13 protein-coding genes are annotated in these 14,523 nt (G+C 46.5%); 6 read left to right on the top strand and 7 right to left on the bottom strand.

Annotated features, from left to right (window positions below; translation table 11 throughout):
- Window positions 1-243: 243 nt before the first annotated feature.
- Both NC996_RS16380 and NC996_RS16375 read left to right on the top strand, forming a co-directional pair.
- The gene (locus NC996_RS16380; protein WP_190686081.1) at window positions 244-1,554 is read left to right on the top strand and encodes an HlyD family efflux transporter periplasmic adaptor subunit; all 1,311 of its coding nucleotides are present in this window, start codon (window positions 244-246) and stop codon (window positions 1,552-1,554) included.
- 107 nt (window positions 1,555-1,661) lie between these two features.
- Complete coding sequence (locus tag NC996_RS16375) at window positions 1,662-2,489, top strand: SirB1 family protein (RefSeq protein WP_190686078.1); 828 nt, start codon at window positions 1,662-1,664, stop codon at window positions 2,487-2,489.
- A gap of 11 nt (window positions 2,490-2,500) precedes the next feature.
- Here NC996_RS16375 and NC996_RS16370 read toward each other — a convergent pair whose 3' ends face one another.
- A complete protein-coding gene (locus NC996_RS16370) occupies window positions 2,501-2,959 on the bottom strand; it encodes an SRPBCC family protein (protein ID WP_190686075.1) in 459 nt (152 codons plus the stop codon).
- A gap of 273 nt (window positions 2,960-3,232) precedes the next feature.
- On the opposite strand from NC996_RS16370, the gene NC996_RS16365 reads away from it, so the two are divergent.
- Window positions 3,233-5,023 (top strand): mechanosensitive ion channel, encoded by a 1,791-nt coding sequence (locus NC996_RS16365; RefSeq protein ID WP_190686072.1) that lies wholly within the window; start codon window positions 3,233-3,235, stop codon window positions 5,021-5,023.
- Window positions 5,024-5,097: 74 nt separating this feature from the next.
- Here the strand turns inward: NC996_RS16365 and NC996_RS16360 are convergent, their stop codons facing one another.
- Both NC996_RS16360 and NC996_RS16355 read right to left on the bottom strand, forming a co-directional pair.
- A complete protein-coding gene (locus NC996_RS16360; RefSeq protein ID WP_190686070.1) occupies window positions 5,098-5,730 on the bottom strand; it encodes an ankyrin repeat domain-containing protein in 633 nt (210 codons plus the stop codon).
- Between the two features lie 467 nt (window positions 5,731-6,197).
- On the bottom strand, window positions 6,198-7,604 hold the full coding sequence (locus NC996_RS16355) for a GTP-binding protein (RefSeq protein WP_242037560.1): 1,407 nt from the start codon (window positions 7,602-7,604) through the stop codon (window positions 6,198-6,200).
- Between the two features lie 275 nt (window positions 7,605-7,879).
- Here NC996_RS16355 and NC996_RS16350 point away from each other — a divergent pair, with 275 nt between their 5' ends.
- Complete coding sequence (locus tag NC996_RS16350) at window positions 7,880-8,143, top strand: DUF3146 family protein (RefSeq protein ID WP_190409998.1); 264 nt, start codon at window positions 7,880-7,882, stop codon at window positions 8,141-8,143.
- Window positions 8,144-8,199: 56 nt separating this feature from the next.
- On the opposite strand, the gene NC996_RS16345 is transcribed toward NC996_RS16350, so the two are convergent.
- The 3 genes from NC996_RS16345 to ntcA all read right to left on the bottom strand — a co-directional run bounded on the left by NC996_RS16345 (window position 8,200) and on the right by ntcA (window position 11,199).
- Window positions 8,200-8,604, bottom strand: coding sequence for a pre-16S rRNA-processing nuclease YqgF (locus NC996_RS16345; RefSeq protein ID WP_190686063.1), 405 nt, complete (start codon window positions 8,602-8,604; stop codon window positions 8,200-8,202).
- Between the two features lie 74 nt (window positions 8,605-8,678).
- On the bottom strand, window positions 8,679-10,280 hold the full coding sequence (locus tag NC996_RS16340) for a DUF3084 domain-containing protein (protein ID WP_190409996.1): 1,602 nt from the start codon (window positions 10,278-10,280) through the stop codon (window positions 8,679-8,681).
- A 247-nt stretch (window positions 10,281-10,527) separates the two neighbouring features.
- The gene (gene ntcA / locus NC996_RS16335) at window positions 10,528-11,199 is read right to left on the bottom strand and encodes a global nitrogen regulator NtcA (protein ID WP_190409995.1); all 672 of its coding nucleotides are present in this window, start codon (window positions 11,197-11,199) and stop codon (window positions 10,528-10,530) included.
- Between the two features lie 379 nt (window positions 11,200-11,578).
- Here ntcA and fabI point away from each other — a divergent pair, with 379 nt between their 5' ends.
- Complete coding sequence (gene fabI, locus NC996_RS16330) at window positions 11,579-12,355, top strand: enoyl-ACP reductase FabI (protein ID WP_190532578.1); 777 nt, start codon at window positions 11,579-11,581, stop codon at window positions 12,353-12,355.
- Window positions 12,356-12,508: 153 nt separating this feature from the next.
- Window positions 12,509-13,153, top strand: a complete 645-nt coding sequence (gene hisB, locus NC996_RS16325) for an imidazoleglycerol-phosphate dehydratase HisB (protein WP_190686061.1) — start codon at window positions 12,509-12,511, stop codon at window positions 13,151-13,153.
- A gap of 130 nt (window positions 13,154-13,283) precedes the next feature.
- Here the strand turns inward: hisB and NC996_RS16320 are convergent, their stop codons facing one another.
- The gene (locus NC996_RS16320) at window positions 13,284-14,402 is read right to left on the bottom strand and encodes a WG repeat-containing protein (RefSeq protein ID WP_190686059.1); all 1,119 of its coding nucleotides are present in this window, start codon (window positions 14,400-14,402) and stop codon (window positions 13,284-13,286) included.
- Between the last annotated feature and the right edge of the window lie 121 nt (window positions 14,403-14,523).

Raw genomic sequence — 14,523 nt, 5'->3', positions numbered from 1 at the left:
TGACCGTACCCCTCTGAGGTAAGGTTTTACATCAAAACAAACACGCTTTCAACCAACGCGACTCCTAATTAATTTAATAATTTTAAAAAATCAACAAAAAGTATTGTGTAAATTTCAGACAACAGGCTGCGCTAGGAAAAAGCGATTAACTGCTCAAATTTTAAACAATGGCAAAGAAATTAAATTTTATTTAAAGTAAATGCAATCATAGTAGAGAACACTCATTCACTGAATGGGACAATCATGCTTAGTGACAGCAACCCCGACTTTCTCCGCCCAGTCTCTAGCGACGAATTTCTTCCTCCCATCAGCCGATGGACAACGCTAGGGGGATTGTTTTTAGTCGGTACTTTTGGGGTAGCTGTGATGCTTGCCGCTTATACGCAGTACAACATTACTGTTAAAGCTGCTGCCGTTGTGCGTCCTATAGGTGAGCTGCGAATCGTACAAGCTGCAACAGAAGGAACGATTAAAAGCATCTCTGTGAAAGAAAATCAGGTCGTGAAACAAGGGGATGCGATCGCTATCTTGGATAATTCCCAACTCCAGACGAAAAAAAGCCAACTGCAAGGAAATATCCAGAATAACCAACAGCAACTGAGTCAAATCGCAGCTCAAATCAGTGCCCTTGACAGCCAGCAAAAGGCAGAGTGGAACTTGATGAATCGCAACATTGCCGTTTCTCAAGCGGATCTAGGTCGTAACCAACGAGACTATCAAGAGAAGGAAATCATAACTAAGGCAGAAGTGCAAGAAGCACAGGCATCTGTGGATTTAGCAAGGGCGCAGATGAATCAATATCAACAGCTAGCAAATACGGGCGCGATCGCTCAACTGCAAATCAAGGAAAAAGAAGAAGCTTTCAAAGCCGCGCAAGCGAGACTACAACGGGCAAAAGCCATGCTTAATCCCAGTGCCGCACCCGTAGTAATTGCTAACGAACGAATCGCTCAAGAAAGAGCAACGGGTGAATCTACCTTAGCAACATTGAACAAAGAACGAAAAACCCTGATTCAGCGTCAAATTGAAATTCAAAATCAACTCAACAGCGACACCCGCGAACTCAAACAAATCGGGATGGAACTGCAAAAAAGCGTGATTCGTGCTCCAGCATCTGGCACCATCCTCAAACTAGAACTGCGAAATGCCTCTCAGGTGGTGCGTGCAGCCGAACCAATTGCTCAAATTGCTCCCAGCAACACGCCACTCATCGTGAAAGCGCGGGTAGCGGCTCAGGATATCGGGAAAGTGGCGGTTGGGCAAAAGGTACAGATGCGGGTTTCTGCCTATCCCTATCCCGATTATGGAACTCTCTCCGGAAAAGTGAGTGCGATCGCACCCGATGCGATCGCGCCTGAAAATAATAACGCCAACGCTCCTGCGGTTCCGCCCTCCTACGAAGTAACCATCCAGCCAGAAAAAATAAATCTGCTCAAAGGCGATCGCCCCTATCCGATTCAACCAGGAATGGAAATTGCCGCAGAGATTATTTCTAGGGAAGAAACCGTACTAACATTTATTCTTAGAAAGGCAAGGCTGCTCACCGATTTGTAGTTAGATGGCTAGCACAGCTAAGTTACTAATTATCCTTTAGTTACAAGCGAGATAGCACGTTGTTTTCTACAATCAGAGGAAGAGTTTCGCTAAACAATTGAATTGCCATGAACTTGCCACTGGGTCGCCTATCCTTTTATCAGGAAATTAATCAGCCAGATGAGCAAATTAATCTGGCAAAAGCTGCTCTGGACATTGCTCAGGAAGAATATCCAGACCTCGACCCGGATGAATACCTCAATGCCCTCGATACAATGGCAGCGGAGATACAAGAACGCCTACCTGCCCAACGATATCCCCTGCGGGTGATTCAAACTATCAATCAGTATCTTTACGACGACTTAGGTTTTACTGGAAATAACGAGAACTATTACGATCCCCGCAATAGCTTTTTAAATGATGTAATCGATCGGCGCACTGGCATCCCGATCGCCCTAGCGCTAGTTTATTTAGAAATTGCACGACGCATTGATTTTCCGATGGTTGGGGTGGGGATGCCGGGGCATTTCCTGATTCGCCCGCAGTTTGAGGATGTGGGAATCTTTGTGGACGCCTTCCATCGCGGCGAGATTCTGTTTGAGCAAGATTGCAGAGATAGACTTGCAAAGATTTACCAGCAATCTGTGCAACTGCAAGCGACTTTTGTAGAACCCGTGAGTTCTCGGCGCTTTTTGACGCGGATGCTGACAAATCTGAAAATGATTTACCTGAACCGCCAGGAGTTGCAAAAAGCACTCGCCACAGTGGAACGGATTTTGCTGTTGTTCCCAGACGCACCGATGGAATTGCGCGATCGCGGTCTTCTCTACTTCCAAATGGGTCGCTGGTCAGAGGCATCCCAAGATTTAAACATTTATCTGGCGATACTTCCCAATGCGGAGGATGCTGGGGTGATTCGCCAGTTACTGACACAAATCGAACACGATATCTATTAGTTATTCGCTACTTATTCGCGATCCATCTCTTCTGCGATTCGTTTGAGACGTCGCAATTGAGCTTGCATATCGGCTTTGGTTAAGGCGGCGGCGAAGGTATTAAAACCCCAACGCACTAAAGGACTGGGAATTTCAAACTCGAAGCGATTCAGCAGGCGCGTGCCCTTTCCCATTGCCTCTGACTGACATTCCCAGCGATCGCGTCCTTTAAAAAATCCTTCAAATCCCCACACAATTAGCCCCGGTTCTCGCTCCACAACCACCGTTTCGAGAGTCGGTTGCAATAGGGGAATTTGAATAATAAACCGACTTTGACTCCCCACATCCGTTCGCCACTCTCCGACGGGTTCACACCGCAACGCCGGATTCAGCCATCGATGCATCAAGGCATTGTCGGTAATGCAGCGCTCAACCACCGTTGCACTGGCATTGATTTGGATAGATTGCTCAAATACTTCAATAGGGGACATACTATACAGCTTACTGGGAGTGAACGCTACACAAACGCAAATCGGGAAGCACCGCTAAAAACCGCAAATATTCGACTTTTTTGGCTTATTTATCTATAAAGATAGATTAAAAACTTAGGTTGCTGGTCTATATCTATCTCATCCTGTTTTAGTCGGCTTTATATTCTCCAATGCAGTGGCTAGAGAATTTATCAGCGTAGGATAAGTCTTGGCATTCCTGCTAAGCAGCGTAACTTTTGTATATTTGCCCATCCGACGTTAACTCAGAACACCATGAATGGAACTTGGCAAGGAATTACACTCACTCTCTTTCGAGAGGTGCCACTCAGGTTGAACGGGTTGTTAGCGCAGAGTACACCCGTACCGGCGGCTGAAACCGCTCCGGCAACCAATAATTTTGCGTTTGACAATATTTTTTCAAACCTTGGACTGAATCTAGGCAGTTCGCTAGTGGATCTGATTAAGGCGATCCTAGCGTTAGTCGTTGGCTTGATCGTAGCTTCCCTGGCGGCGGCGGCGGTGCGAGGACTGCTGAATCGTACGGACATCGATAATCGTTTAGCAGCGTGGATTACAGGTCGCCAAGGTGCTGAAGATGGGCCGCCTGTGGAGAAATGGATCTCCAGCGTGGTGTTTTGGCTGATTATGCTCTTTGCCATCGTTGCTAGTTTACAGACTCTAAAACTAACAGCGGTTGCTGGTCCTCTTAACACTCTGTTAGAGCAAGTCACCCAGTTCATCCCCAAACTGGTCAGTGCAGCGATTCTTTTAGGAATTGCCTGGGTACTGGCAACTTTGACAAAGCTAGTGGTGACGCGGGGACTGCGGGCGCTGCGGTTAGACGAACGTTTGGGCGAGCAAACGGGAGGTCCGACACCGGGGGGTACGACGCCAGGGGGTACGACGCCAGGGGGTACGACGCCAGGGGGTACGACGCCAAGAACAAACCAGTATTCTCTGAGCGATACCTTAGGGAATGCTCTGTACTGGTTTATCTTTTTGCTATTTCTGCCGCTGATCTTAGATGCCCTACAGCTACAGCAGGCACTTGGTCCGGTTAATAACCTGCTAAATCAAATTTTGGCAGCTGTACCCAACATTTTGACGGCTATCGTCATCGGTGCAGCAGGCTGGTTACTGGCGCAGGTCGTGCGGCGGATTGTCACAAATCTGCTGACAGCAACCGGCACGGATCGGTTGGGAGCGAGGTTTGGAATTTCACGGGCAACCGGCGGACAGACGCTCTCTTGGCTAATCGGGACAATTGTTTTTGTCCTGATTTTAATCCCGACCGCGATCGCTGCTCTCAATGCTTTGGGAATTGCGGCAATTTCGGTTCCGGCGATCGCCATGTTGACCCAAATTCTCAACGCGATTCCGCTAATCTTTACAGCAGCGTTGATTCTAGGTCTCGCTTATGTGGTTGGACACTTTGTTGCCGAGTTAGTCACCAACATCCTTACCAGCGTCGGATTCAACAATATTTTCTACTGGCTGGGACTCCAACCTAGACCCTACACCCGCGCCACGCCAATTCTACCTGCGGCTCCAGAGGCACAAAGACCGCCTACAGGACAAGACACCGTCCTTCAGCAACCCACGCCTCCCACCCGCACCCCGTCAGAACTCGCCGGGATTGTGGTATTGGTTGGCATCATGCTGTTTGCGACAGTGGCAGCAACCAATATTCTGCAAATTCCGGCGTTGACTCTGTTGGTCAGCGGCATTGTGGTGATATTAGGTCGCATTCTCGCCGGTTTGGTGGTGTTTGCGATTGGTCTATATCTTGCGAACCTCGCCTTTAACTTGATTACCAGCTCCGGTACTCGCCAATCGCGGATACTTGGACAAACTGCTCGGATTGCGATTATCGCCCTGGTTTCAGCAATGGCGCTGCAACAGATGGGAATTGCTAGCGATATCGTTAACTTAGCTTTTGGTTTGTTGCTAGGAGCGATCGCAGTCGCGATCGCGCTTGCTTTCGGTCTGGGTAGCCGCGATGTTGCAGCTGGGCAAGTCCGCGAATGGCTGGCATCCTTTAAAGAAGATAAAACGCCTCGCTAATCACAAATTTTCTCGGTCAGTTAAAGTAGGGTGGGCATCCGTGTCCGCCCTTTTCAAATGTTCCTCACGCACCATCATTCCTTAGCACCTGCTTGCTTGAGCAAATCAATTATCTTGATGTATCCTTTGTAGTTGGCAATGTCTAGGGGTGAATTTCCCTGTTTGTCTCTTTCCTGTATGTTAGCCCCTTGGCTAATTAGCTTTTTGACATTATCAATATTATTTCTAGCGATAGCCAATAAGAGTTTTTCATTTATATTCTCGCTTTGCAGCAAAGATTCTTCCCAGTCTTTCCAAGACTCTTCTAATTCTTGCTTTTCCTCTATTTCTAATTCCTTTTCAATATCTTTAAGAGTAAAAATCAGGCGATTAAGTATCATTTTTTGCTTTTGATTTAGCAAGGTTTCATTAATTTTTTCAATCCGTCTGTAAAGAAAGTCTTCAAAACCTCTGTTTTGCAAGACACTTCTGGCTAGTCTGGGGAGAAAGTAACACAAAGCTTCATCTGAAATAAGCCAAGCATCACAAATCATCATTGAACATTGCTCGTCGCTCATTTCATTTTTGGAAAATTCACCAAAATCTTGCTGAATCGCTAAATATTCACCTTCAAGCACTCCTTTTTCTGGAAGAATAGGGATGAGTAACGGTTTTTTTAAGCCTGAGAAAGCTTGGTTAATATCTTCTAATAGAGAACTATATTTCATTTTGCGAATAAGCAATTGTGAAAATCGGGAATCTATCAAAACTTACTGGTTGTAAAACTACCATAATATGAATTAAAAGAAATACCTGATAGGCTAGATGTTGTAAAAGATAATTTGTAAATATATTTTAAAAAAATCTCTTGCACCTCTTCCTAGCAGTTTTCAGGGTGCTAGTAAACGACTTTAATATATACAAAACAAGTAGTTTGCTATAAGGATAATGAGTTAAAAAAAAACAAAATATCATTTTCAGTGGTTGATGATTTTGCAAGTTGAATTAGATAAATATCAAGGAAGAAAAAACGGTAGTGGTATAGAATCAGTAGTGATAAATCCACTTTCACCCCCTACCGTACAAGGCTTTGAGCATTGAATATCACTACCTGTTTACCACTACCGAAAAAACAAGCGATCGCTTGTTTTCAAAAATAGCGATCACTTGTTTTCAAAAATAGCGATCGCTTGTTTTAACTTACTAATTTTGCACTCAACTCATTCTTAATCCGATTCAAAATTGAGGCTTCATCCAGCGAAGTCAGAATGCGACTCACCACGGCTTTTGGGCCATCGGGACCCCAGGAAGCTCCATTCGCCAAGTAAGTTTTAGTGACTTGTCCAATCCCATAAGAAGAAACCCCAGAAACACCTGCCTGAGTCACAGCAACTGATAGATAGGGACCTAAAGACACTCCACCCGTTGCGGGTGCGGAGAGTCCTAAGAGACTTTTCAGAGAACTCAGTCCCAAAGTTGCCAAAAGTTCGCTAGCGCTAATTCCACCCATACTGATGGCAATTTTTTGTAGCAGTCCCACCGCTCCAGGTTGGGTCATGGGGATGCCGTAGAGTTTAGATAAAGTGAGAATCATTGCCACATCGATAACGGCACCGCTGAGGAGATCGACAACCGTAACTGGGTTGAGTGCGATCGCAACTGCCTTCGTCATCACCCCTTTCCAGATAATCTGATTCGCACTTTCATCGCGAATCTGCATCTTCCTAGCAATCATCTGTTCGTTCACATCATCGGCATACAGCATGGTGTTGAGCGCTACCAAAGCCTTGCCTTCCCGGTGCAAAATTTCCAAAATTTTCAGCTTCAAATCCAGGACTTGCGGCGATCCTGGTCGTCGCTGCACTGCCCTTGTTCCGTCAGGACGACGAACCGCCTGCGCCACCAGGGGAGAGGCAGCAACCATCACAATTTCATCCGGTGAGAGCAATTCCCGCACCCGTTCATCCCGAATTTTGCGGTAAATCGCCATCCGGTCGGCATCCGGATACTGGTCAATTTTGTTAAATACCAGCAACATCGGTTTACCGACTTCCCGCAATTGCGATAGTGCCTCGTATTCCACCTTGTTCATGTCGCCCGAAATGACAAACAGCAGCAAGTCTGCTTGTCTGGCAACTTGTCTGGCTAAGGTTTCGCGGGTTTCTCCGTCTACTTCGTCAATTCCAGGGGTGTCAATTAGCTCGATTTGGGAATTGCCCGCACTCGGCAGCGTGACTCGTAGGATATCGCTGACGCTTCCCGTCTCATTCTCCTGAGTCAGTTGCCAGCTGGCACCTTGATGGGTGCGGGTGACGCCATGAAGCGGTCCCGTTTCAAACACGTTCTGACCTAATAAGGCGTTCAGTACTGAAGATTTACCCCGTCCCACCATCCCAAAGGCGGCAATCTGGACGACCGATCGATCTAACTTCTCCAGCATCGTTGCCAAATCATTAATCTCGGATTCCAGTCCCGTCCGCTCTTGAGGAGTGAGATCCAGGTTATCTACCAAGTCTCGCAGAGCATTTTGCGCCTTTTTGTAATTCAGTTCTGCTTGGATGTCATCAAAGCTCAAAATGGCGTTATCTAGTTCCCGATCCAAATCTGTCGCGTCCGGGGTTTGTGAAGGGAACTGGCTGGCATTTGGGGTTCGGTCAGACGATAAACGACTCAAAATTGCACCTTTTTTGCTCAGATGTTACTCTTCTTTCATCCTAGTCAATACCGATCTAGTCTGGCACTTTCCATATCCAGAGGGATATTTTTACTCGGTTCGTGCCAGCTCAGTATCAGCTGTGAGAATGATGTTATCTCGAAGGCGATCGCAATAAGTTTAGTATTGTTGCTGAATGAAGGTATTTGATCGGCACAGCGATTGTGAGTTCTAAGCGTTTACCTCAAACTACTGCCCACGTCCGAATTACCCATCTTTCCTGGCAACGGGGCTTTCTGGCAGGGGAAGTCACGGCGGCGGAATATGAATGGCAGTTCCAGTGGTGTTTCCGACAGGGTCAATTGTCGGTGACACCCTCTTTGGGACGCGCTTTAATTCAGGAACCTCTGGGTCGATTTTTAGAACAGAAAGATTACCAGCTAGAGCCTGGAGGGGACTATGCGTTTACGATCCGGGCGGAACTTTAAAAGTTTTGAGTTTTGAGTTCAGTTTAAATTAAGAAAGTTAAGAATGACAGAGTTTCCTAGTTCCTCGTCTCTCGTTGCTTCATGTATCTTTCGATGAGGAGGATGGCAACAATGTCATCGATTGGTCGGGGTAGACTCCGCATCCCTTGGGGAATCAGGCGTCCTAAACCTTGGGGAGGGTACATTTGCCAATAGCGATCGCGTGCTTCCAATGTACTGTAGCGCTCATCTACCAGGACAATCGGCACCAACGTTGGGAATTGCTGAAGTTTCTTTTTCCAACTTTTGGAAGTGGTTTGATCGCCCATCACCAGAGTATCAATTGGGTACTCTTCACATAAGTCAAGGATCGTTGCGATCGCTGCTTCTGCTGGTACAACCTGGTGGTAATGCAGAGAATTGTCTTTCCCCACTACGGCTAAACCACACTTATCGCGCCCTGGATCGAACCCTAAAATCATCTGAATTGGCTAATTGCTAATTTACGAATGGTTAATTGCCATTAGTCATCATCTCATCACTCATGACTAATAAATTACATCCTCACCACAACTTCTCCGTCTTCAACTGCCTCCAAATTTAATTTCATGGGTCCGGCAATATAGGCGTCCTCTGCCACGACCGCTTTCAGAGAAATCGGCTTATTGTGCTTTTTCAACTGCTCGATAAACCGAATCAAGCTAACAATTCGATTGTCGCCAACCTGAACTGTATCGCCCAAAATCCCCGCGCGAGTGGCTCGGAACTGGGATGCTCCAAGCAGCAGGTCAATCCGCTGCCGAATTTGTTGGTCGGTCATGTTTGAAGGATCGGCAGATGTCGTTGCTACGACTTCACCAGTGCGGAATACAACTTGATTGGGTGCGGCGTCTGCAAAGACTTGTACCTGCTTTTCTCCCTGGACATAGTTCCCTGCCGAAAAAACTCGGACTACATAGTTTCGACCATCCTGAATCTGGTTGATCAGTTGCTCTACCTGTGCCTCTGTAATTTGCACGACCCGCTCGTTCGCCACCTTGTTGAGACCGGGTTGGGTCGCTTTAATCGCTGTCCGATTCGCTTCCCGTAACAGCTGCTCGATGACCTGTCGGGCTGCGGCTGGCTCGACAATACGAAAAACGCCAGCCGCCAGAACCTGACCGCGCAGCAGTGCCAGACTACCCTGACGCAAAGTTTGATAAGACTGGTAATACTGTTCTAAGGTTGCCACTTCCTGCTCTAGGGAAGCTTGTTGTTTTTCGAGTTCTTTAAGGCGATTTTCTCGCTGGGCAATCACCTCATCTCGTTGAGAAATTTTGTTGTCAAGTAGAGATAAGGCTTTGTCTCGCTGGGCAATTTGCTCATCGCGATCGCTCAGGCTCTTCCGAAAGGCAGCAAGTTTCTCATCAAGTTCGACAAGGGCTTGATCCCGCTTGAGAATTTGCTCATCGCGTTGGCTAATTGCTCGGTCTTGCTGGGCAATTTTTTGGTCGCGCTGAGTCACTTTCGCTTTGAATTCAGTAATTTCAGCTCTGACTTGATTTCGCTGCTGGAGCAATTCTTGGCGTTCTGCTTGAAGTTGTTGGATTTCGGAACGTAGCGTCTTGGCTTGCCCTGAGACAGATGTAAGCTGTTTTTGGGTTTGCTGAAAGCTGCTGGCAACCCGGGTCAGTTCGCTTTGAGTCTGATTTAGTTGCGCCTCCGTCTGGCCTTGTTTAGCCAGCGCAGCTGCCAAAGATCGATTAATCGCATCTAAGCGCTGCTGAGCGACAGATTGCTGGGTGCGAGCTTGAGCGAGTTCCTTCTCTACTTGCTCTTTTTGGGCGGCGGTTTTAGCAAGTTCGCTTTCGGTTTTCCGTTTCTGCTCGTTCGCTTTAGCAATATCCTTACTTGCTGTCTTGAGTTTTTTCTGCACTTCTTGGAGTCTAAAAACTCCAATCCGCAATTGTTCGCTTGTCGCAAAGATGATTGTCAGTGTTGAGGCAGAAATCGTTAGTCCCGTTAGAATCGTTACTAAAACAGCTGTTTTGCGGGGACGCAGATTGAACAACGACAGGCGTGCTTTTCCCACGCGCGTGCCAATGCGATCGCCTACCGTTGCGATGACGCTTCCCAACACTAAAATAGACAAAATCAGGAAGAGCGCACTGTCGGTCATTGTCTGCTACAGTCATTCCAGTTACAGCCTATCGCATCGCAGGCTAGAGAAAGGGTTAACAGGAATTAAAGATCGAAGGTGAAATCGGAAAGGTTAAAGGTTGCAAGGTTGAAAACTATCCGCTTAAAACCTGAGACCTTTTAACTGAACTCCCGACTAAATGTTAAAACTTGATAACTTGCTCGCGCTACCATGCCGTTTTAACCGACAACCTAACCGACAACCTGACCAAAGCCTCTAGCTGTTTTCAAGTAAACTGCTGACTCAGTGTAACTGGGTTGTGTACCGTAATTTTTTTCTTGTGGATAGAAATCATTTTTTCCTCCCGCAAATCTCCCAGTAAGCGGGTGACTGTTACCCTAGTGGAGCCAATTGCTTCAGCGATCGCTTGATGAGAAAGCTTCAGATCGATCGTAATTCCATTGGCGGTAGGAACGCCAAAATCACGGCACAGAATCAATAGAAAACTCACCAAGCGCGATCCCATATCTCGGTGAGCTAATGTCTCAATCATCATTTCTGTTTGCAAAATGCGCGAAGAAAGCCCTCGCAGCATCAACATCGATAGCTCCGGATTATCCTTGAGCGATTGCTCTACCTGATCGATCGGTGCCGAAAGCAGCTCCACTGGCGTAAATGCTACAGCGTGATAAAACCGATCCGAACGATGCCCTGTAATTAAGGACAGTACTCCAAAAACGCTGTTTTCTCGCAGCAGCGCCACGGTAATTTCTTCCCCAGCTTCATACACGCGAGACAGCTTTACTGCACCTTTGAGCAAAAAGTATACCCGTTCAGCCGGGTCTCCTGGGAAAAAGATCGTCTTGCCCCGCTCAAAAGTTTCCACCACGGGTGGAAACGCCCCACCTCCCAGTTGACGGAACACAGCTGCTAGCGGTCTATCTTGCGTCACTGCCACTTCCTTTTTCCTAAATGCTGCCCTACAGACTTCTGCAACTTTCTGTCGGAGGAACTTTAACCATAGCAAAACAACTATGAGAGTTTTCTGACATTAGACACAGATAAACTGACTTCCAAGCGGTTTTTGTGCTATTTGATACAAAATTTTAAAGTAGTTTCCCCGGCTACCTTCTTTAGTTCTCTCCCTGCTCAAGGCAAGTAAGATTATGACGGAAAATGTTGATATCTTGACAGTATCTGCGCTATCGGGTGGGATGCATGGTGAGTAAGGAGGCACGCTCCTTACCCGTACTAGACAGCCTTGCTCCGGGCGATCGCGATCTTGAATACTCCCCTAAATCGGATATCCTCTAATATTGCCTTCAAAATCGACATTTATGCTAGATTTAACCGGAAAAAACGCCCTTGTCACCGGCATTGCCAACAATCGATCGATCGCCTGGGGGATTGCTCAGCAACTGCACCAAGCGGGTGCGAATCTAGGAGTGACTTACCTGCCAGACGACCGAGGCCGCTTTGAAAAAAAAGTGGCAGAGTTGGTAGAACCCCTCAACCCCAGCTTATTTTTACCCTGCGATGTCCAGAATGAGACCCAAATTCAGTCTACATTTGACGCCATCCGCGATAAGTGGGGCAAGCTAGACATCCTGATCCATTGTCTTGCTTTTGCGAACAAGGAAGATTTATCAGGTGATTTTAGTACCACTACTCGTGCTGGCTTCACCCAAGCTCTAGAAATTAGTACCTATTCGCTGGTACAACTTGCTGGGTCAGCAAAACCACTGATGACAGAAGGTGGCAGCATTGTCACGCTGACTTATCTAGGCGGCGTTAAGGTGATCCCCAACTACAACGTGATGGGAATTGCCAAGTCTGGACTGGAAATGAGTGTCCGTTACCTGGCATCTGAATTAGGACCGCAGAATATTCGCGTGAATGCAATTTCGGCGGGTCCCATCCGTACTTTGGCATCGTCGGCGGTAGGTGGCATTCTGGATATGATCCATCACGTTGAGGAAGTGGCACCGCTGCGACGCACTGTAACTCAGAAAGAAGTGGGAAATGCGGCTGCTTTCTTGTGTAGCGATTTGGCAAGTGGCATTACAGGTCAGGTGCTGTATGTCGATGCGGGATACGAGATTATGGGGATGTAAAAAGAATCAAACATTAAAAATTAAAAATTAAAAAGCAAAGATTCTGCTAATTTTTAATTTTTAATTTTGCATTTTAAAGGCTTTCGCGTCTCCCAGATGCTCAGTAACGTAGGATAATAAACTTAACTTTATTTTCTTGAGTGAGCATCTGCGATGCAGGCACGCGATCGCCAATTTCCACCTTCTCCAAGCATTGAACAGCTTTTGTCTCCTCGCATGGCAAGGGTTCCCCGCAAGACGGGCGAAACGGATGTTATCGTCACCGTCAAATTAGACGGGAATGGCACTTGCAATGCCAAAACCGGCATTCCGTTTTTAGACCATATGCTGCATCAAATCGCCTCTCACAGCCTGATTGATTTGGATGTAGCCGCGACGGGAGACTTGGAAATTGATGACCACCATACCAATGAAGATGTGGGAATTACCCTAGGAATGGCGTTGCATCAAGCACTGGGCGATCGCAAAGGAATTGTCCGATTTGGGAATTTCCTCGCCCCTCTCGATGAAGCGTTGGTTCAGGTAGCGTTAGATTTTTCCGGACGTCCTCATCTGAGCTATGGCTTAGAGATTCCGACTCAGCGAGTCGGGACTTATGACACCCAGCTGGTGCGGGAATTTTTTGTGGCGTTGGTCAATCACAGCCAGATGACGCTGCACATTCGCCAACTAGATGGAATTAATTCGCACCACATTATTGAAGCGACGTTCAAAGCGTTTGCGCGATCGCTCCGCATGGCAATCGAAGTTGATCCCCGTCGTGGCGGTACGATCCCCAGTTCTAAAGGCGTGTTATAGGTTTCCTTGCAAATACACTCCGATAAAGGCAACGAGAGCCGGGGAAATCCTCACCAGGCTCTCGCTTCATCCTGCTGAAGTTTCCGCGACCACTGACTCTCAATTCTTCTATGTCTTCAGAAATGAGAACTTATGGAAGAGGTTTGCGGATATAGCCATATTTATTGCCAATCTTAACTTTTGCTAGCCCTTGCGAAAAAGATTGAGCGCTATCAAATTGGGGTTTAATTACGAATTTGCCACTCTTATTGATATAGCCCCATTTGTCGCCGTTCTTTACCGCTGCTAGGTCTTCTGAAAAGTTATAAATATTATCAAATTGTGGGGGAATGACAACATTGCTTGCCTTGTCAATATAGCCTACCTTAGTGTCTATCGTTATGCCCGCCAGCCCTTGAGAAAAGTCCCCAGCCCAATCAAATTGGAGTGGAATAACAAGATATCCCATTTTGTCAATATAGCCCCACTTATTATTACTGGATATCACTGCTAGTCCTTCCGAAAAAAACTTAGCTTCCTCAAATTCCAACGGAACAATAACGTCTCCCCGATTATCGATATAGCCCCATTTGTTGTCTTTTTTGACTGGCGCGAGTCCTAGGGCTGATTCACTGCGATCGCTTATAGAAAAAGATTCGGCAACATCAAACTGGGGCTGAATGGCGAAGTTGCCTTTCTTGCCGATATAGCCCCACTTTTTACCGATTTCTACCGCCGCCAGCGCTAACGCAGTGCGATCGCTTATAGAAAAAGATTCAGCAAAATCAAATTTTGGGTTAATTACCAAGTTCCCTTTCTTATCAATATATCCCCACTTTCCATCTATCTTTACCGCTGCCAGCCCTTGAGAAAAATTCTTAGCCAAATCATATTTTGGTTTAATGACTAAGTTGCCACTCTTGTTGATATAGCCCCACTTGTTCTTTAGTTTGATAGCCGCTAACCCTTGGAAAAAAGATTCGGCATTATCAAATTGAGGTTTGATTGCGAAGTTGCCTTTATTATCAAGATAGCCCCATTTGCCGTCTATTTTGACTGCTGCTAGCTCTTCTGAAAATGAATCAGCCCAGCTAAATTTAAGCGGGATGACTATTTGCGAATTACGGGCTTGTCCCTCAGTTGCATCAAAATTAACTTGAGAAGTCCGAAAATTTGAGATGGCTTCACATCCAGAAATTAGAGCGATCGCTAATCCAAACAGAAGGCTGGCAACCGCGACAAGCAATCTGTTGTGAGTTGCAATTTTCATAAAAGTACCCTATCCAATCGCAGCCAAGATTTAAGTAATCAATATTTGTTAATCATCTGAAGTAAACCCTGTTATTGTCAGTGAAATTCTAAAGCTTGCTGGTAATGCCTGACTAGATTAG

The organism is Trichocoleus sp. ST-U2, from assembly GCF_039961875.1.
Lineage (GTDB): Bacteria > Cyanobacteriota > Cyanobacteriia > Cyanobacteriales > FACHB-T130 > FACHB-T130.
Note: the sequence above shows the minus strand (reverse complement) of the source record. Positions and strands in the feature narration are given on the sequence as shown.

What these genes read in the sequence shown, in the direction of transcription:
- NC996_RS16320 (WP_190686059.1), bottom strand. Translation starts at nt 14,402, where the DNA reads ATGAAAATTGCAACTCACAACAGATTGCTTGTCGCGGTTGCCAGCCTT.
- NC996_RS16380 (WP_190686081.1), top strand. Translation starts at nt 244, where the DNA reads ATGCTTAGTGACAGCAACCCCGACTTTCTCCGCCCAGTCTCTAGCGAC.
- NC996_RS16370 (WP_190686075.1), bottom strand. Translation starts at nt 2,959, where the DNA reads ATGTCCCCTATTGAAGTATTTGAGCAATCTATCCAAATCAATGCCAGT.
- hisB (WP_190686061.1), top strand. Translation starts at nt 12,509, where the DNA reads ATGCAGGCACGCGATCGCCAATTTCCACCTTCTCCAAGCATTGAACAG.
- NC996_RS16365 (WP_190686072.1), top strand. Translation starts at nt 3,233, where the DNA reads ATGAATGGAACTTGGCAAGGAATTACACTCACTCTCTTTCGAGAGGTG.
- NC996_RS16360 (WP_190686070.1), bottom strand. Translation starts at nt 5,730, where the DNA reads ATGAAATATAGTTCTCTATTAGAAGATATTAACCAAGCTTTCTCAGGC.
- NC996_RS16340 (WP_190409996.1), bottom strand. Translation starts at nt 10,280, where the DNA reads ATGACCGACAGTGCGCTCTTCCTGATTTTGTCTATTTTAGTGTTGGGA.
- fabI (WP_190532578.1), top strand. Translation starts at nt 11,579, where the DNA reads ATGCTAGATTTAACCGGAAAAAACGCCCTTGTCACCGGCATTGCCAAC.
- NC996_RS16345 (WP_190686063.1), bottom strand. Translation starts at nt 8,604, where the DNA reads ATGATTTTAGGGTTCGATCCAGGGCGCGATAAGTGTGGTTTAGCCGTA.
- NC996_RS16375 (WP_190686078.1), top strand. Translation starts at nt 1,662, where the DNA reads ATGAACTTGCCACTGGGTCGCCTATCCTTTTATCAGGAAATTAATCAG.